We start from the raw sequence: 18,045 nt of genomic DNA on the forward strand, positions 1-18,045 counted from the left end.
CACCCATGAACAAGTCCGCCGCCCTTTCTGCCGCACTCGCTTCCGTGTTCGCCCTTGGCATCGTGGCAAGCCCCATCGCCGCGGCTGCGGAAGGCAAGGAGAAGTGCTACGGCGTGGCCAAGAAGGGCGCCAATGACTGTGCGTCCGCCAATGGCTCGCACAGCTGCGCCGGTCAGGCCAAGACCGACAACGACCCGAACGAATGGGTGTCCGTCGCCACCGGCACGTGCGAAAAGATGGGCGGCAAGACCACAGCGCCGAAGAAGGGCTGATGCCCTGGGGATGCGGCCGTCGGGCCGCATCCCTGTCGCGAGACTCCCATGATCCTGCATCCTGCCTCGCCGACCGGCATCGGTCTGCGCCAGCCGCACTACGCCCGCGTCCTGGAAGAGCGACCGCGCATCGGCTTCGTCGAGGTGCATAGCGAAAACTTCTTTCATGACGGCGGCGCCGCACTGCGCACGCTGGAGCGCGCCCGCGAATGCTATCCGGTCAGCCTGCACGGCGTCGGTCTCGCGCTGGCGTCGGTCGACGCGCGCCATGACGCGCATGTCGAACGACTGGCGAAGCTGGTCGAGCGCATCGAACCCGAATTCGTGTCCGAGCATCTGTGCTGGGGCGCGGTCGATGGCATCCACTTCAACGATCTGCTGCCCTTCCCCTATACAGACGAGGCACTTTCGCTGGTCGCGGCGCGCGTGAATGCGCTGCAGGACCGCCTGCGCCGCCCGGTCATGATCGAAAACCTGTCGGCCTACGTGCAGTATCGGGACGCGCAGATGACCGAGGCCGACTTTCTCGCCGATCTGGTCTGCCTGACCGGTTGCGGTCTGCTGCTCGACCTGAACAATCTGTACGTGAATGCGCGCAATTTCGACAGCGACCCTATGGATGCGCTCGAACGGCTGCCGATGCACGCGGTGCGGGAAATCCATCTGGCCGGTCACGCGGTGACCGAATACGGCCTGATCGACACCCATGGCAGCGCGGTGTGCGACGAGGTGTGGGCGCTGCTTGCCGCGGTGCGCCGACGTGGTGTCTGCGCTCCGGCGCTGATCGAGTGGGACACCGATCTGCCGGAACTCGACGTATTGCTGGCCGAAGCCGCCCGGGCCGATCGCATCGGCGCTGTCACGGACGAATCGAATGGGTTGCCCCGTGTCTGCGCTGCTTGACGCCCAGCGGCGCTTCGCGAGTGCCTTGCGCAGCGCGCGGGGCGAACCGGCCATGCTGCCGCTGCTGACCGGTGACGCCGTACGCAACCGAAGCCTGCTCGGCGTCTATCGCGGCAATGCGGTGGCGAACGCCAACGCCGCACTGACGCTGGCCTACCCGGTGTGCCGGCAGATCACCGGCGACGACTACTTCGACGCGCTGGTGCGCCGCTACTGGGCGCAGACGCCTTCGACCGACGGCGACCTCAATCGCTACGGTCACCGCTTTGCCGACTTTCTCGACGGCTTCGAGCCGGTGCGCGCGCTGCCCTATCTGCCGGACGTGGCCCGTCTCGAGTGGTCGGTGCATGTCGCGACAACGGCGGCCGACGCCGCGCCGCTGGGCGGCGGGGCCTTTGCCGGCCTCGACCCCGATGCGCTGGCCACGGCCCGCCTGCACATGACGCCCGGCTTCGCGCTGCTCGGCAGTGCATGGCCGATTGCCGACATCTGGCTGCAGCATCAGCCGGGCGCTGACGGCGGGTCGGGCGATCAACTCGACATCGATCTCGAACAGGCGCAGTACGCCGTCGTGTGGCGCGACGGGCTGCGTGTGCGGGTGGCGCCGCTGCCCGCCGGCGCCTACACATTCTGGGCCGCCATTGCGCTGGTCGGCGCCGGCTTCGGCGACGCCTGGGCCGGCGCCATCCAGTACGAACAGGATTTCAACCTTGCAGCCGCCATCGAACAGGCCATTGCCTGCGGCTGGCTGCACCACATCGAAACCAGGGGACAAGAACAATGAATGCCGTCACTCGCGCCTACGACTTCGGCGCACCGCTCGCGCGCCTCGCCGACCACGTGCAGCCGCTGCTGCTGCTCGCCCTGCGTTTGTACATTGCATGGGTATTCATCAAGGCCGGTCTGACCAAGATCGAGGACTGGGACAGCACGCTTTTCCTGTTCACCGAAGAGTACAAGGTGCCGCTGCTGCCGCCGGCCATCGCGGCCCTCATGGGCACGGCCGGCGAAATCGTTCTGCCGCCACTGCTCGCCATCGGTCTGGCCGGGCGCTTCGCCGCGCTGGGCCTGTTCATCGTGAACATCATGGCTGTCGTGTCCTACCCCGCGCTGTGGGAATTCGAGTGCCCGGCGGCTGTCGAGTCGCACCTGTGGTGGGGCGTCGGGCTGCTGGTGATCGCGGTGTTCGGACCCGGCGCGCTGTCGGTCGATCGACTGCTGGGACGCCGCCGCGACTGAGTCGACGCGGGTGCCGGGCGGGCCGTCCGCGTCGGCGCTGAAACATGGTGCAACACAGCAAAGGGGCCGCCCGGGAACGCCAGGCAGTTTGTGTTGCCCGATTGGTATTCGCTATCGGGCTTTCGTCTTGACACCTCCCTTCCGCTGCATCCTGCTGTGCGTGGCCTGTCTTGCCAGTGGCGTCGCCTCGGCCGATGCCACCGCACCGTCACACCGCATCGGCCTGCAGTTCGGACCCTATATTCACCACTGGGACCGTGAACCTGACCACAACAACGTGCCGGCCTTGTTCGGCCTCGAATACGAGTCGCCGACGCGCTGGAATGTCGGCGCGGCCTGGTTCCGCAACTCGTTCGACCAGGCCAGCGAGTACTACTACGGGGGCCGGAGCTGGCCGATCGAAGCGGTTAGCCCGAACCTGTACGTAAAGGTGACTGCCGGCGCGCTGCTCGGCTATTCGGGCGAGTACGAAGACAAGATTCCATTCAACCGCAAGGGTGTCGCGTTTGCGGTCATTCCGGCGCTGGGCTACCAGTACGACCGCTACAACGCCCAGGTCGCGCTGCTCGGCACCGCTGGCTTCATGGTGACCTTCGGCATCGACCTGGGCCGCTGGTAAGTCCCTGGCGGACAACGACTGTCCTGCGGTGCGTCCGGCAGCAACCCGTCACACAGGCAGCGCCGGCTCGCTGCCGCCGCGCTGCAGGATGATGCCGCAGCCGCGGGTTTCGTACAGGTCAAGCCGTTCGAGTGACGGGATCAGCGGCGTCGCCAGCGTCATGATGCGACGCGCCAGGCTGGCGGTGTCCGCGTCGCTGCCACCGCCCTCCATCAGTTCGTGCAGCGGCGCGTGGTCGAGCCGGTCGAACAGCGGCGCGAACTGCGCCTTCACGTCGCCGAAATCGACCGTCCAGCCCATGATCGGGTCGAGCGGCGCAGCCAGATGAAGACGCAGCGTGAAGGTGTGTCCGTGAATGCGCCGGCGCGGGTCGCCGTCGGGTGCGCGCTTGAGCCGCACCGCACTGTCGAGCGTGAACTCCTTCCATACGCGGTGCTGCCGGCCATCAAATTGCGCGCCGCAGCTGGCGGTTTCGTAGACGGTGACCCAGCGCAGGCCGGGCAGCGCCGGCTTCAATTGATGCCAGATCCAGGCCGCGATGTTTTCGCTGGTCGGGTTGTCGAGCCCGGCGATGTCGTTCAGGCAGGCCAGATGCAGTTGCGCGTGCAGCGGCGCCCACACGGCATCGATCCGTTCCGGGTCGACCGCTGCATCGGGCGCCGGCTTCGCGTGCAGCAGCACTTCGAAGCCGTGGCCGTGCATGCGGCCGCACTTGTGGCCGGGTGCCACGCGCGGCAGCTGGTGCGCCGACTGGAACACGTAGCGGCGCCACACGTGGGCGTCGCCGTGCCGATCCAGCTGCACGCCGGCCTGGGAGGTGCTGCGCACGCCGACCGCGTACGCATCGGGCAGGTCGAGCTGCCCGCGCAGCCAGCGCGCGAGATCTTCATCGCCGGGCCGGGTGACGGTGTCGTTCAGCAGCCGGTAGTCGAGCGGCGCGAGCACCGTGCGCAGCCGCGCCGCCAGCGCATCGACCTCTCCGCCGGCCACACCGCCCCAGCCCTCGGGCAGCGCGGCACGCACGCAGCCGGTGAAGCTGTGACCATGCAGCGCGTGCGCCCGGTGTGCGGTCGGCAGGTGATCGAGGCGGCGCGCGGCTTCGAAGTCCGCGGCGGCAACATGGAGCAGAGTGTCGTTCATGGTCGGGGTCAGGTCATGCGGTTCCGGCAGCGCCGCAGTGTGCCTGAGTGCGCAGTACTATCAGTATCGATCGAAATCCGGAAGGAGCACACCTCATGTCCATCAGTCTGCTCGGCGCAGTGAAAGCCGTGCCCTGGGGCGACGTCATCGCGGCGGCCCCGAGCGTGGTGCAGGGCGCCAATGCGTTGTGGGATCGCGTTGCGAAAAAGCGGCCGAAAGGCGAGCCGGCGGATGCACCGGCGACGGCACCGGCCGGCGCGCCGGCCGAGGTGCGGCTGGCCGCCCTCGAACAGGTGGTCAGCGAACTGCAGAAGGAGGCGCTCGCCTCGTCGCAGCTGATCCGCTCGCTGGCCGAACAGAATGTGCAGCTGGTACGCGAGATCGAAGTACTGCGCCTGCGCTCGCGCGTCATGCTCGCCGCCGCCGTGGTGTTCAGCGTGGCACTGGCGGCCAGCCTGTACTTCGCGCTGGCGGCACGCTGAACCGGGGTTATCGAGGTCACGGCGCCGCCCGTCGCCGGTCTGCATGACCATGACGCCCTCCGACATCCTGACGCCGCGTCTGCGGCTGCGCGCCATGGGTGCAGAGTTCCTGGCTGCGTCGGCCGACGGGCGGGACATCGACGAACTGTCCTCTCTGATCGGTCTGAAGGTGGCCACCGCGTGGTTGCGCGAAGCCGATCTGGCAGCCCTGCGTCTGCATGACGTCACGACCGACCCGGCCAGCCTGCCCTGGTCGGTGCGCGCGCTGGCACTGCGCGGCAGCGGCGAAATGGTCGGCCATGCGGGTTTTCATTCCCGCCCGGCGCCCGATTATCTGGCGCCGTACGCCGCCGATGCGGTCGAAATCGGCTACACGATCTACCCGCGTCACCGCCGGCAAGGTCTGGCACGCGAAACGCTGGTCGCGCTGATCCGCTGGGCCCACGTCGAGCAGGGTGTGCCGCGCTTCGTCGCGTCGGTCAGCCCGGACAACCTTGCATCGTGCGCGCTGCTCGCCAGCGCGGGTTTCCGGCGCATCGCATCGTTCATCGACGAGATCGACGGTCTGGAATACGTGCTGCTGCTCGACGCCCCCGACGTGCCGCGTCTGCTCGGAATGTAGAAAAGCCGGACCGCCGGGGTCGGTGCGGTGCCGGCCGTGCGCCTACAGCTTGAAGCGGCCCACCAGTTCGCCGAGATGATCGGATGCGCGCCCGATCTGCGACAGCGTGGCCGAGGTGCGCTGTATCGCGTGATCGGTGCTCTGCACCACTTCGGAAGCCTGCTCTGCCGACTGCGCCAGCGCCGTCGTCGCCGCCGACTGTTCCTGCGTCGCTTCGGCGATTTCGCGCACCCTTTCGGCGGCGCGCTGCATGCCGGCTTCGATGCCGCCGATCTCCTCGGCCACGCGGGCAGCGCGTTCGACGCCCGATTCAACCGCGTCGCGCGTGCTGTTCATGCTCTGCACGGCGCGGTCGGTCTCGCCGTGCATGGCAGAAATCATGTCGCGGATTTCGGTGGTCGCGTTGCTGGTGCGTTCCGCCAGCTTGCGCACCTCGTCGGCCACCACCGCGAAGCCACGGCCCTGTTCGCCGGCGCGGGCGGCTTCGATGGCGGCATTGAGCGCCAGCAGATTGGTCTGGTCGGCGATTTCGCGGATCACCTGCACGATGCCGTTGATCTGCACCGAACGTTCGGCCAGACCGGTCAGCGAACCGGCCAGCGTTTCCATGCTGCCGGCGATGTCGCGCATGTGCGTCTGCATGCCGCGCACCGCTTCGCCGCTGCGCTGCGAGGCGGTGTGCGTGTCGAGCATGACACCGTTGGCTTCGGTCGCGTGGCTGGCGATATGGCCGATCGACACGGTGATTTCCTCTATCGTCGCTGCGTTGTCGCCGGTGGTGCCGGCCAGCGAGCGCGAACTGCCGGCGATTTGGCGGGTGGCGTCCGACGCTTCGCGGATGCCGCTGACCAGTGTGTGGCTCTGGTCGCGCACCTCGATGAACATGCGCTGCAGGCTGCCGAGGAAGGCATTGACCGAGGTGGCGACGCGGCCCAGCTCGTCGCGGCTGCCGGTTTCCGGCAGACGGCGCGTCAGGTCGCCTTCGCCGCTGGCCAGCGCCTTCATTGCGTCGGCCAGGGTTTCCAGCGGCCGGGTCATCGCACCGAGCAATGCGAAAAGCACGCCGGCGGTCAGCAGCACGCTGATGACGCCCATCGCGATGGCGGTGTTGCGCAGCGAATCCGCCGACGCGGTGATCACGCCCTCGGGCACCGACACCACGCTGCCCCACCAGGCGTCGCCGTCGCTCAACGCTACGCGCTGCAGGAAATGACGCACGCCGGCGGCATCGCGCCACTGCAGGCTGCGACCTTCGCGCAATGCCGCCAGCGCATCGGCCGGCAGGTCGGTGGCCGGTTTGCCGATGCGGGCGGTGTCGGCATGCGCGACCACGAGGCCGGACGGCGCATACAGCGCAACCGTGCCGACGTCGAGCGGCTTGATGCGGCCCAGATCGTCGGCCAGCCGGTCGAGCGCCATGTCGACGCCGGCAATGCCGGCGAAGCGGCCATTGACGGTCAGCGGCTTGACCAGTGAAGTGATGAGCATCTTCTTGCCGCCGACCATGTACTCGTATGGTTCGGCGAGATAGGCGCGGCCGGTCTGCTTCGGCTGCAGGTAGTAGTCGCCGGCGCCCGGCTTGTCGTAGTCGACCAGCGCTTCGACCGACAGCGTGTCGCCGCTGCGGCTCCAGTAGGGCACGAAGCGGCCGCTCACGTCATGACCGGCGGCACCGGCGAAGTCGGCGTCGCGTGCGTCGAAGGCATTGGCTTCCCAGCCGGTGTAGACGCCCAGCAGCGCGGGCCGGCCTTCCAGCGTGCGGCGCAGCAGGCGACTGACGGCGTCGCGATCCAGCGTCCCTTTCGCATGCAGGCCTTCGAGCGATAGCGCCAGCGTGGACGACACCGCCATCGCCTCGTCCAGATCCGCGCCAACGTCATGCGCGACCGAGGTCGCCACGCTCTCGGCGCGCGCCAGCCCCTGTTCCAGTACCGCCTGATGGCTGCGCCAGGCGAGTACGCCCAGCGTGACCGAAAAGCAGAGCAGGACGGTGATTACGGTGGAGGCCAGCAGCTTGGTGCGCAGATTCAGGGTGTGCAGATTCATGATCGAGCTCGGGTTCGGTGACGAGATATTCACGACGATCAAAAAAGTTTCTTTAGGAGAACAATTTGTGAACGCAATGCATTATTCGAGCGCGACCGACCTGTCTTTTCGACCCGTTGCGTGCGGCGCCGGAATTTCCGCATCTGCTCGACACGTAAAAAAGCCGACCCCAGGGGGCCGGCTTCCCGTGCCGGGCGGTCATCTGACCGCCGTCCTCATGCAAGCGGATCAGGCGGCGGCGCGGTACTGGTCGCGCAGCTGTCGGATCTGGTCATGGTTGCGCTGCGCGCCGATCAGCTGACGCTGCACCAGATTGCGCAGCTCCGGCGGCAACGCCGCTTCCAGTGCCTTGCGGTAGCGGGCCAGCGCGCGGTCCTCGCCGCGTTCGGCTTCTTCCAGCATCGCCACATCGTCCTTGCCCGGCAGCGCGCCGCGCACGCTGACCCAGCCGCGATGCAGCGCGCCGACCACCGTTCCCGACGTGTCGGCCTCGCCGCCCGCGCGCACCACCTCCGTCTGCAGTTCCTGTGCCGCAGTGCTGCATTCCAGCGCCCGCTGCCTGAACATCGACTGCAACTTCACCGAGTCCGCCTGATCGGCGCAGGTGTTGAATCCGTACTCGCCATCCTTGCAGGTTTCGATCAGGCCGTTCAGCACTTCAATCGTTTCGCTCTGGTTCATGATGTCTCCTTGGGATGAGTGACAGCCAACTGCGCTGTCGAGACTTCATCCTAGGGAAACGCGGCCATCCGGGCTGCGGGCGATCGCGAAGCCCGCTGTAGGGGATGACCGACCCGCCGGTTGCATCCTGTTGCAGTCATCGCCGCGCGCGGCAGCGCCAACCAGTGCGAGGCCCGGGGAGGAATTCGCCGTCCGTATCGCCGCCAGCGTCCGTCATGCGCCTGCACCTTGAAGCGGCCCAGAACGGGCTGGCGACCTCCGCCATGCAAGATTCTTCGACGCCCGAAGGCGGTCAGTCCGGCAGTCCGAACACGATGACGGCGTCACCCTGACGATAGCCCCAGATGGCGCTGCCGCCGGCCGCCACCGCCACATAAGGCTTGCCGTCGAGGGCGAAGGCGATCGGCGGCGCATTCACGCCGGCGCCGGTCTGGAAGCGCCACAGCCGCTTGCCGCTGACGCTGTCGAACGCGGACAGGTGACCGTTGCCTTCGCCGGTGAACACCACGCCGGATTTCAGCGCAAGCACGCCGCCGACCAGCGGTTCATCGGTTCGCGCGGTCCATTTGAGCTTGCCGCGCTGCCTGAGATCGATCGCCGCAAGCACGCCCCAGTTCGCTTCGTCCGCCGGCTCCATGCTGTCGTAGCGCTGCGCCGGCTTGCCCGCCGTGGCGGTACTTTCCTTGATCCAGTAGCGCATCGGCATGTGCATCGCGGCGACGAAGGCCAGTCCGCGCCCGACGTCGACGGCGACCGGTGACCAGTTCACGCCGCCCGCCACGCCCGGCGTGATGCGCGTGCCTTCCTTGCTGGCACCGGCGAACAGGTTGTCCTGCTGCACGAAGGGCTCGGACTTGTACAGCAGCGCGCCGCTGGCGCGGTCATGCACATAGAACCAGCCCAGCTTCGACGCCTGACCGACCGCCGGCACGACCCGACCATCCGGCTCGCGGTGGTCGAACAGCACCGCCGGGCTGGCCACGTCGTAGCCCCACTTGTCGTGCGGAATCTGCTGGAAGTGCCAGGCGTAGGCGCCGGTCTTCGCACGGATGGCGACCAGCGACGCGGTATACAGATTGTCGCCCGGGCGAGTGGTGTCGTTGATCTGCGGGCTCGGGTTGCCGGTGCCGAAGTACAGCAGGCCGGACTTCGCGTCATAGGCCGGCGCATTCCACACCGAGCCGCCGCCGTATTCCCACGCGTCCTTGTGTTGCGGCGCGCTGGCGCGCTCGCCGGCGATGTCGCGGTTCAGCGGCAGGCCGTCTGCGGTTTTCTCGACGAAATCACCTTCCCAGCCGCCCTCCTGCGGCTTGCGCACGGTGTCGAACTGCCACACCCGCTGACCGGTCTTCGCGTCGAATGCCGCCAGAAAGCCGATGCCGCCGTACTTGCCCGCCATGCCGACGACCGACGCCAGCTGGCCTGCCGAGCCGGGCACGTCCAGATGCAGGCCGTAACCCACGCCGTTGATGCCGACGATCACCCTGCCGTCCACCACCAGTGGTGCAGCGGCCGCGCCGACGCCCGAACCGCCGCCGACCTCGCCCTTGATGCCTTCGCTGCTTTCGGTCGTCGCGTTGTCCGGCCGCGCCAGTTCGATGTCCCAGTGCGGCTTGCCGGTGGCGGCGTCGAGCGCCACCAGGCGTGCATCCACCGTGGCGACGAACACGCGGCCGTCATCGAATGCCACGCCCCGATTCGCCGGGCCGCAGCACACCTTCTCCGTGCGCTTCTTGTGCGTGTAGCGCCACAGTTCGGCGCCGGTGCGCGCGTCGAGCGCCACCACGTGCGAACCGGGCAGCGACACATACATCTTTCCGCCGACCACCAGAGGCGTGGCCTGGAAGGTCTGCGCGATGCCGCTCTGGTAGATCCACTTCGGCACCAGCTTCTGCACGGTCTTCGGCGTGACGCCCGGCAGGTCGGCCAGGCGCGTGTTTGCGTGATCCAGCCCGAAGGTGGACCATTCCCTGTCCTTGGGCGGGGCGGCGGCGAAAGTCAGTCCGGCGTTCAGCGCGAACGCGAGCGCAAGGGTGGAGCGGATCATGATGAAGAACCCATTCGAGCTTCGACGAAGGCCCCGATAATAGGCGCACTGACGATAGCCCGATGCCGCGCACGCGGTCCGACGTAAAATCGGGCCCATGAAAGACATCAGCCCAGCAGCAATTTCTTCCGCGCCAGCCGCCGCTGCAGCCGCCTTCGTCCATCTTCGCGTGCACAGCGAATTTTCCATCGTCGACGGCATCGTCACGCTCGACGCGGCCGTCAAGGCGGCCGCGCAGGACCGCATGCCGGCGCTGGCCATTTCCGACCTGACCAATGTGTTCGGCCTGGTGAAGTTCTACAAGGCGGCTCGCAGCAAGGGCGTGAAGCCGGTTGCCGCGGTCGATGTCTTCATCACCAACGAGGCCGAACGCGACAAGCCCCATCGCTTGCTGCTGCTGGCGCGCAATCGCGAAGGCTACGGCACGCTGTGCCGCCTGCTAACCCGCGCCTATCTGGAAAACAAGCACCGCGGCCGGGCGGAAATCCGGCGCGAGTGGTTCGAGGCGGCCGATACCGGCGCGGCCGGCCTGATCGCGCTGTCCGGCGCGATGCAGGGCGATGTCGGGCTGGCGCTGCTGGCCGGCAACATGGAATCGGCACGCCGGCTGGCCGCCGACTGGTCACGGCTGTTCAACGGCGACTACTGCATCGAACTGCAGCGCGCCGGCCATCCGAACACCGAGGTGTATGTGGCCGACGCATGCGCACTGGCCATCGAGACCGGCATTCCGGTGGTCGCCACACACCCGGTGCAGTTCATGGCACCGGACGACTACAAGGCGCACGAGGCGCGCGTGTGCATCGCCCAGGGCTATGTGCTGACCGACAAGCGGCGGCCGCGCGATTTCACCGAACAGCAGTACTTCAAGACATCGGCCGAAATGGCTGAACTGTTCGCCGACATACCGGAGGCCATCGAAAACACGCTGGAGATCGCGCGCCGCTGCAATCTCACGCTGACGCTGGGCAAGAACTACCTGCCGCAGTTTCCGACGCCGCCCGGCATGACGATCGACGACTTCATGATCGCCGAAGCGAAAGCCGGCCTGGAAACGCGGCTGGCGCTGCTGTTTCCGGACGAGGCGGTGCGCGCGGCGCGACGCGACGAGTACGAGGCACGGCTCAAGTTCGAGTGCGACACCATCATCCAGATGGGTTTCCCCGGCTACTTCCTGATCGTGGCCGACTTCATCAACTGGGCCAAGAAGAACGGCGTGCCGGTCGGGCCGGGTCGCGGCTCGGGCGCCGGTTCGCTGGTCGCCTATTCGCTGGGCATCACCGACCTCGATCCGCTCGCCTACGCGCTGCTGTTCGAGCGCTTCCTGAATCCGGAGCGGGTGTCGATGCCCGACTTCGACGTCGACTTCTGCCAGGACAAGCGCTGGATGGTGATCGAGTACGTGCGCCAGAAATACGGCGCCGACGCGGTGAGCCAGATCGCCACCTACGGCACGATGGCGTCGCGCGCGGTCATCCGCGACGTCGGCCGCGTACTCGACATGGGCTACAACTTCTGTGACCAGCTGTCGAAGCTGATTCCGGTGGTGCAGAACAAGCCGCTGTCGCTGGCCGAGGCGCGCGAACAGGCGCCGCAACTGGCCGAGCGCGAGCAGAACGAGGAGGAGGTGCGCGAACTGCTGCGCCTGGCCGAGCCGCTCGAGGGCCTGGCGCGCAATGTCGGCATGCATGCCGGCGGCGTGCTGATCGCGCCCGGCAAGCTGACCGATTTCTGTCCGCTGTACCAGCAGGACGGCGACGACGCGGCGCCGGTGAGCCAGTTCGACAAGGACGACGTCGAAGCCATCGGCCTCGTGAAGTTCGACTTTCTGGGCCTGCGCAACCTCACCATCATCGAGCTCGCGGTCGACTACATCGAGCGCATGACCGGCGAGCGGCCCGATCTGCTGAGTCTGCCTTTCACCGATCCGGCCGCCTACCAGGTGCTGAAGGAAGCCAACACGACGGCGATCTTCCAGCTGGAATCGGAAGGCATGAAGAAGCTGCTGTCCAAACTGCAGCCCGACCGCTTCGAGGACATCATCGCCGTGCTGGCGCTATACCGCCCGGGGCCGCTCGGCTCCGGCATGGTCGACGACTTCATCCTGCGCAAGAAGGGTCAGCAGGCGATCGACTACTTCCACCCGGATCTCGAAGGCTGCCTGTCGCCGACCTATGGCGTCATCGTGTATCAGGAACAGGTGATGCAGATTTCGCAGATCATCGGCGGCTACACGCTCGGCGGTGCGGACATGCTGCGGCGCGCCATGGGCAAGAAGAAGCCGGAGGAAATGGCCAAGCACCGCGAAACCATCGCCGCGGGTGCCGCCACCAAGGGCTACGATCCGGCGCTGGCCGAACAGCTGTTCGACCTGATGACCAAGTTCGCGGAATACGGCTTCAACAAGTCGCACACCGCCGCCTATGCCGTCGTCACCTATCACACGGCCTGGCTGAAGGCGCATCACTGCGCCGCCTTCATGGCCGCGTCGCTGTCGTCCGACATGGACAACACCGACACGGTGAACATTTTCTTCCTCGACGCGAAGAAGAACCGGCTCAGCGTGCTGCCGCCGGACATCAACCGGTCCGAATACCGCTTCGTGCCGGTGTCGCGCAGCGAAATCCGCTATGGCCTGGGTGCGGTGAAGGGCACCGGCGAACAGGCGGTGAACGCCATCATCGAGGCGCGCACCAGCGGCGGGCCCTTTGTCGACCTGTTCGACTTCTGCCTGCGCGTCGACCGCCGCACCGTGAACCGTCGCACCATCGAGGCGCTGATCCGCGCGGGCGCCTTCGACTCGACGCGCGAGGGCGCCGACCCGGACCGCAACATCCTGATGTCCAGCGTTGCACTCGCCATGGAAGCGGCCGAACAGGCGGCGGCCAACGCGCATCAGGGAGGCCTGTTCGACGACGCCCCGGCGGGCGTCGGCACGCGCGCCCCCGAGTACGTGAGCTGCAAGCCATGGAGCGAACGCGAAAAGCTGCAGAACGAGAAGCAGGCGCTCGGCTTCTATCTGTCGGGTCACCCGTTCAACAGCTATGCGCAGGAGTTCTCGCGCTTTGCGCGGCGCAAGCTGGCGCAACTCGAATCGTCGCGCGACCCGACCGTGGTCGCCGGACTGGTCGTCAGTTCGCGCGTGCAGATGACGCGTCGCGGCAAGATGGCTTTCGTCGTGCTCGACGACGGCACGGCGCAGGTCGAGGTGTCGGTGTTCAACGAACTGTTCGACGCTTCGCGCAACAAGCTGCGCGAAGACGAAGTGCTGGTGATCGAGGGCCGCGCGCAGTTCGACGACTACTCCAATTCGATGCGCGTCGTGGCCGAAAGCCTGCTGACCGCCGGTGAGGCTCGCGCCCGCTTCGCCCGCCGGCTCGAACTCAGGGTCAATGGCGAAGTGGCGGGCGCAGGCGGTGCGCGCGCCGCCTGCGCCCGCCTGCGCAGCCTGCTCGAACCGTTCCGCGCCGAAGGCGGTTGCCGGGTGCGGCTTCACTACAGCAGCGGCCAGGCCATCGCACCCCTCGATTTCGGCGACCAGTGGCGCGTGCGGCTGGACGACGCCTTGTTCGACGGGCTGCGCGACTGGCTGCCACCTGAATCGGTCGGCGTCACCTATGCCTGAGCGCGCGCCAGCGCGCACGCGCCTGATCGACGAGTCCGCGCTCGACGCGTTGACGATGCGGGCGCAGGCCAGCCCGCGTCGGCGGATGAACGACAACCTGCATCCGCATGACGACCATCCGACGCACCGCCTGCTCAATGCCATCGAGCCGGACAGCTATGTCCAGCCCCATCGCCACCTCGATCCAGCCAAGGATGAAACCCTGCTCTGCCTGCGCGGGATGCTCGGCTGCATCCTGTTCGACGACGCGGGCGCCGTGCAGTCGCTGCATCGACTGGGTGCGGGCCACGCCTGTGGCATCGACATCGGTCATGGCCAGTTTCACAGCCTGGTGTCGCTCGAATCAGGCTCGGTCATGTTCGAAGCGAAGTCGGGGCCCTATCGGCCGCTCGCTATCGACGAGCTCGCACCGTGGGCACCCGCTCCGGGCGACCCGGCAGCGACGCGCTATCTTCAGTGGATGATTGCGCGCTTCGCCGCCGTGAAAGGCCGCTGACCCCGCTGTGGCATACTCGAACGTACATTGAGCGGCACCCGGTCACGCTTCAGGCGGCACTTATCATGCATTCCGGCCCTTCAGTCCGCGACCTGCCTGCCGTCAACCCTGTCTGACCCGCCCATTTCTACGGATACAGATCCCGCCGTGCAGACTGCCCGAATAGCTTTGCTGGAAGACGACCCGGTCCAGGTTGAAATACTGGGCACCTGGCTGCGTGCCGCAGGCCACGACGTGCATGTGTTCATGCGTTCTCGTGACCTGATGCGCGAAGCGGTGCGTGAAAGTTACGACCTGCTGCTGATCGACTGGGAATTGCCCGATCTGCCGGGTGCCGATGTGCTGCGCTGGCTGCGCAACGAGCGCCAGCTGCAGACGCCGGTCATTTTCGTGACGGCGCGGCAGGACGAGAACGATATCGTCACCGCACTGGCCGCCGGTGCCGACGACTACATCGTCAAGCCTGCGCGCCGGCTGGAACTGCTGACCCGGATCGAGGCCGTGCTGCGGCGCAGCCGTCCACCGGCAGACCAGCCGGTGGTCGAAGCCGAGCCCTATCATTTCGATCTGAATTCACACACGGCGCGCCTGCACAACGAGGTTGTTGATCTGACCGAACGCGAGTTCGAACTGGCCGTGTTCCTGTTCCGCAACGTCGGTCGCCTGGTATCGCGCGGTCACCTGCTCGAATCGCTGTGGGGCCGCAAGGGCGATGTGCCGACACGGACCGTCGATACCCACATGTCGCGCGTGCGTTCCAAGCTCGCCCTGCGTCCGGAGAATGGTTATCGACTGGCGTCGACCTACAACTATGGCTACCGGCTGGAGCGGGTGTCCGGTGACGCCCGGCCGAACGAAGGCGAAGCGATGGACTGACCTGCAGCGCCCGCAGGCCAACAACGAAAAAAGGAGCCTTTGGCTCCTTTTTTGTTGCCCGCCCGATCCGGACTACTTCGACAGCGAATCGCGGATCTGGCGCAGCAGCACGACTTCTTCGGGTGGCTCTGCCGGTGCCGCCGGTGCCGCCGCCTCTTCACGCTTGAGCCGGTTGATCTGCTTCACCATGATGAAGATGATGAAGGCGAGAATGACAAAATTGAGTGCGATCGTCAGGAAGCTGCCCCAGGCGAACACCGGCACGCCCGCCTTCTTCAGGTCGGCCAGCGTTTCCGGTACGCCGGGTGGAATGTCCTTGAGCACGATGAAGAACTGACTGAAATCCAGGCCGCCGAAAATCGCACCCACGATGGGCATGATCAGGTCGGCGACGACCGAGTCGACGATCTTGCCGAAGGCTGCGCCGATGATGACGCCGACTGCGAGGTCGACGACATTGCCCTTCATGGCGAATGCCTTGAATTCCGAAACGAAGCTCATGCTGGTCTCCTTGTTGATATGGGTGCAATTCGCGTGCGGGCGGCGCGCGCGAACCGATGACTTCCGGCGGCGAGGAAGATAGCACACGGCCGGCGTGGCGCCGGTCCGGGCTGCCCGCCGCCATCTCTGATACGCTCGCCAGCCACCGTGCCGCTTGCGCCAGCCGGATCGAGCACCGTCCGGCAACGCGGCATGTGTCATCAGCCGGTCTGTTTCGTATGGAGAAGGCATGAAGATACTCAAGCTTGCGGCTTTCGCGCTCGGCGGCATCGCTGCGCTGCTCGCTGCGGTCGTGCTGTATGTGGCGATCACCTTCGATGCCGTCCGCGTGAAGGAAGAGCTCAGGCGGGTCGTGCTCGAACAGAAGCAGCGCACGCTGGATATCGAAGGTGATGTCGACCTGTCCTTCTATCCGAACCTCGGACTCAAGCTCGGTCGCACCGCCTTGTCCGAACACAATTCGACCGAGCGCTTCGCAGCCATCGACAGTGCGCGCGTATCGGTTGCGGTGCTGCCGCTGCTGTCGGGTTCGCTGGTGGTCGACGAAATCCGGATCGAAGGTGCGAGCGTCGCGCTGATCCGCTACAAGGACGGCTCGTTCAACTTCGAAGACCTGCTCTCGGCCGAGAAGGACGAGAGCTCGCCGGTCCGCTTCGATATCGCCGGGCTGAAGCTGTCGCGCTCGGCACTCGCTTTCCGCGACGAGGGCAGCGCTGCGGCGCACATGCTGGGCGACATCGAACTGTCGGTCGGCAAGCTGTCGAACGCGGCGCGCGGCAGGCTCGACATGACGGCGCGCTGGACGTCTGCGCAGCCGGCGGCCGATTCGCACATCATGCTGGCTGCCGGCTACGACTATGACCTGCCGGCGCAGCGCTTCGCGCTCGAAGCGCTGAACGCGACGATGGACGGCACGCTGTCAGACCTGACGGATCTGCGTGCCGCACTGACCTCGGAGCGGCTCGAAGCCGCCGCCGACGGCCGCATCGACATCCAGAAACTGGCGCTTGACCTGTCCGCCCGCCGGGCCGGTGAGGCGCTGTCGGCGAAACTGGCGGCGCCCGCGCTGCAGCTCGATGCCGGCGGCGCCCGTGGTGATGAGGTCAGTCTGGCGGCGAAGATCGATTCGAGTGCCCGCATGGCGGACATCAAGCTGCAGCTCAAGGGCATCGAAGGCAGCGCGCAGGCGATCCGGGTGGCCGGCCTCACGCTGGCGCTGGACGCGCGTCAGGACACCGCCACCGTAAAGGCCGCCCTGGCCACGCCGCTGAACGTTCAGCTGGACGGGCCATCCGGCGAGCTGTCGGCGCTCGAAGGTTCGCTGGACATCGCGCATCCGTCCTTGCCGATGAAAAGCATCAAGCTTCCGGTCAAGGGCTCGGCGCGCGCAGACCTGAAGGCGCAGACCGCAGCGCTCGATCTCGACACGCGGCTCGACGACAGCCACATCCTGCTCAAGCTCGCCGCGACCCGCCTGCAACCGCTGGCGCTGACCTTCGACGTCGACATCGACCAGCTCGATCTGGATCGCTATCGCTCGCCCGCGCCGGCCGGCGAGGCGGCCAGACCCGCAGCCGGCAATGCGGACGACACCCCGGTCGACCTGTCCGCGCTGCGCGGCATCAACGCCAGCGGCAGCGTACGCATCGGTGCACTGCAGCTGGCCGGCGTCAAGATGACGAAGATGACGCTGAACGTGAAGGCGTCGAACGGAAAGCTGGAGGTGTCGCCCTATTCGGCCGCGCTCTATCAGGGCGCGGCCAGCGGTGCGCTCAGCCTGAATGCCGATGGCAACCGCATCGCGCTGAAGCAGACGCTGTCGGACATCGACGTGCACCCACTGATCCGCGACGCGGCCGGCAAGGACCTGCTGGAGGGGCGCGGCACGGTCACGCTGGATGTCGCGACGGCCGGCACGACGGTCGGTGCGCTGAAGCGTGCACTCGACGGCAGTGCATCGCTGAAGCTGCGCGACGGTGCCATCCGCGGCATCAATCTCGCGAAGAGCCTGCGCGAAGCGAAGGCGAAGCTGGGCGGCGGCACCACCGTGCAGCAGGCCAGCACCACCGAAAAGACCGATTTCTCGGCGCTAAGCGCCAGCTTTCGCATCGACGACGGCATCGCCCGCAATTCGGATCTGACAGCCAGCTCGCCTTTTTTGCGACTGGCCGGCTCCGGTACCATCAATCTGCCCGACGCCAGTGTGGATTACCTGGCGCGCGTCACGCTGGCTGCGACGAGCAAGGGGCAGGACGGCCGTGCCGCCGACGAACTCAGGGGCGTGACCGTACCGGTGCGCCTGTACGGGCCGTTCGCCAGCCTCGACTACAAGATCGAGTTCGCCGATCTGGTGAAGGGCGCCGCCAGGACGGCGGTCGAGCAACAGAGCCAGAAACTGCAGGAAAAAGCCCGTGACAAGGTGCAGGAACAGGTCGGCGACAAGCTGAAAGGGCTGTTCGGCCGCTAACGGCGGTCGGTGGGAGCGGCGGCCCCGCC

16 protein-coding genes are annotated in these 18,045 nt (G+C 66.8%); 11 read left to right on the forward strand and 5 right to left on the reverse strand.

What is annotated here, in order from left to right; all coding sequences use genetic code 11:
- The first annotated feature begins 5 nt into the window (after positions 1 to 5).
- From BSY238_RS08845 to BSY238_RS08865, 5 genes are all read left to right on the forward strand, one after another.
- Positions 6 to 272: a BufA1 family periplasmic bufferin-type metallophore gene (locus BSY238_RS08845; protein WP_069038804.1), complete on the forward strand. Its 267-nt coding sequence runs from the start codon at positions 6 to 8 to the stop codon at positions 270 to 272.
- Between the two features lie 48 nt (positions 273 to 320).
- Positions 321 to 1,175 carry an MNIO family bufferin maturase gene (gene bufB, locus BSY238_RS08850; RefSeq protein WP_069038805.1) on the forward strand — a complete coding sequence of 285 codons (855 nt, stop codon included), beginning with the start codon at positions 321 to 323 and terminating at the stop codon, positions 1,173 to 1,175.
- Positions 1,159 to 1,959 carry an HvfC/BufC N-terminal domain-containing protein gene (locus BSY238_RS08855; protein WP_069038806.1) on the forward strand — a complete coding sequence of 267 codons (801 nt, stop codon included), beginning with the start codon at positions 1,159 to 1,161 and terminating at the stop codon, positions 1,957 to 1,959. Before bufB ends, BSY238_RS08855 begins: the two co-directional genes overlap by 17 nt.
- Positions 1,956 to 2,414: a DoxX family protein gene (locus BSY238_RS08860; protein ID WP_069038807.1), complete on the forward strand. Its 459-nt coding sequence runs from the start codon at positions 1,956 to 1,958 to the stop codon at positions 2,412 to 2,414. Before BSY238_RS08855 ends, BSY238_RS08860 begins: the two co-directional genes overlap by 4 nt.
- Before the next feature lie 127 nt (positions 2,415 to 2,541).
- Positions 2,542 to 3,033, forward strand: a complete 492-nt coding sequence (locus tag BSY238_RS08865) for a hypothetical protein (RefSeq protein WP_069038808.1) — start codon at positions 2,542 to 2,544, stop codon at positions 3,031 to 3,033.
- 48 nt (positions 3,034 to 3,081) lie between these two features.
- Here BSY238_RS08865 and BSY238_RS08870 read toward each other — a convergent pair whose 3' ends face one another.
- Positions 3,082 to 4,173: a 6-carboxytetrahydropterin synthase gene (locus BSY238_RS08870; RefSeq protein ID WP_069038809.1), complete on the reverse strand. Its 1,092-nt coding sequence runs from the start codon at positions 4,171 to 4,173 to the stop codon at positions 3,082 to 3,084.
- Between the two features lie 95 nt (positions 4,174 to 4,268).
- On the opposite strand from BSY238_RS08870, the gene BSY238_RS08875 reads away from it, so the two are divergent.
- Together BSY238_RS08875 and BSY238_RS08880 are read left to right on the forward strand one after the other, a co-directional pair.
- Positions 4,269 to 4,655 (forward strand): hypothetical protein, encoded by a 387-nt coding sequence (locus BSY238_RS08875; RefSeq protein ID WP_069038810.1) that lies wholly within the window; start codon positions 4,269 to 4,271, stop codon positions 4,653 to 4,655.
- Positions 4,656 to 4,698: 43 nt separating this feature from the next.
- Positions 4,699 to 5,277: a GNAT family N-acetyltransferase gene (locus BSY238_RS08880; protein WP_223300328.1), complete on the forward strand. Its 579-nt coding sequence runs from the start codon at positions 4,699 to 4,701 to the stop codon at positions 5,275 to 5,277.
- A gap of 42 nt (positions 5,278 to 5,319) precedes the next feature.
- Here the strand turns inward: BSY238_RS08880 and BSY238_RS08885 are convergent, their stop codons facing one another.
- The 3 genes from BSY238_RS08885 to BSY238_RS08895 form a co-directional block, all read right to left on the reverse strand.
- Complete coding sequence (locus BSY238_RS08885; RefSeq protein WP_069040578.1) at positions 5,320 to 7,323, reverse strand: methyl-accepting chemotaxis protein; 2,004 nt, start codon at positions 7,321 to 7,323, stop codon at positions 5,320 to 5,322.
- A 228-nt stretch (positions 7,324 to 7,551) separates the two neighbouring features.
- Positions 7,552 to 8,004 (reverse strand): ferritin-like domain-containing protein, encoded by a 453-nt coding sequence (locus BSY238_RS08890; RefSeq protein WP_069038811.1) that lies wholly within the window; start codon positions 8,002 to 8,004, stop codon positions 7,552 to 7,554.
- 292 nt (positions 8,005 to 8,296) lie between these two features.
- Complete coding sequence (locus BSY238_RS08895; protein ID WP_069038812.1) at positions 8,297 to 10,051, reverse strand: pyrroloquinoline quinone-dependent dehydrogenase; 1,755 nt, start codon at positions 10,049 to 10,051, stop codon at positions 8,297 to 8,299.
- A gap of 97 nt (positions 10,052 to 10,148) precedes the next feature.
- Between BSY238_RS08895 and dnaE the strand changes: the two genes are divergently transcribed.
- The 3 genes from dnaE (at position 10,149) to BSY238_RS08910 (ending at position 15,048) form a co-directional block, all read left to right on the forward strand.
- The gene (gene dnaE, locus BSY238_RS08900) at positions 10,149 to 13,676 is read left to right on the forward strand and encodes a DNA polymerase III subunit alpha (RefSeq protein ID WP_069038813.1); all 3,528 of its coding nucleotides are present in this window, start codon (positions 10,149 to 10,151) and stop codon (positions 13,674 to 13,676) included.
- A complete protein-coding gene (locus tag BSY238_RS08905) occupies positions 13,669 to 14,172 on the forward strand; it encodes a WbuC family cupin fold metalloprotein (protein ID WP_069038814.1) in 504 nt (167 codons plus the stop codon). The genes dnaE and BSY238_RS08905 overlap by 8 nt, the downstream gene beginning before the upstream one ends.
- Before the next feature lie 147 nt (positions 14,173 to 14,319).
- Complete coding sequence (locus BSY238_RS08910; RefSeq protein ID WP_223300329.1) at positions 14,320 to 15,048, forward strand: response regulator transcription factor; 729 nt, start codon at positions 14,320 to 14,322, stop codon at positions 15,046 to 15,048.
- A 72-nt stretch (positions 15,049 to 15,120) separates the two neighbouring features.
- On the opposite strand, the gene mscL is transcribed toward BSY238_RS08910, so the two are convergent.
- Entirely contained in the window at positions 15,121 to 15,549 is a 429-nt protein-coding gene (gene mscL / locus BSY238_RS08915) for a large conductance mechanosensitive channel protein MscL (protein ID WP_069038816.1), read from the reverse strand.
- Positions 15,550 to 15,778: 229 nt separating this feature from the next.
- Between mscL and BSY238_RS08920 the strand changes: the two genes are divergently transcribed.
- A complete protein-coding gene (locus BSY238_RS08920) occupies positions 15,779 to 18,016 on the forward strand; it encodes an AsmA family protein (protein ID WP_069038817.1) in 2,238 nt (745 codons plus the stop codon).
- The last annotated feature ends 29 nt before the right edge of the window (positions 18,017 to 18,045 follow it).

The organism is Methyloversatilis sp. RAC08, assembly GCF_001713355.1.
In the GTDB taxonomy this organism is placed as follows: domain Bacteria; phylum Pseudomonadota; class Gammaproteobacteria; order Burkholderiales; family Rhodocyclaceae; genus Methyloversatilis.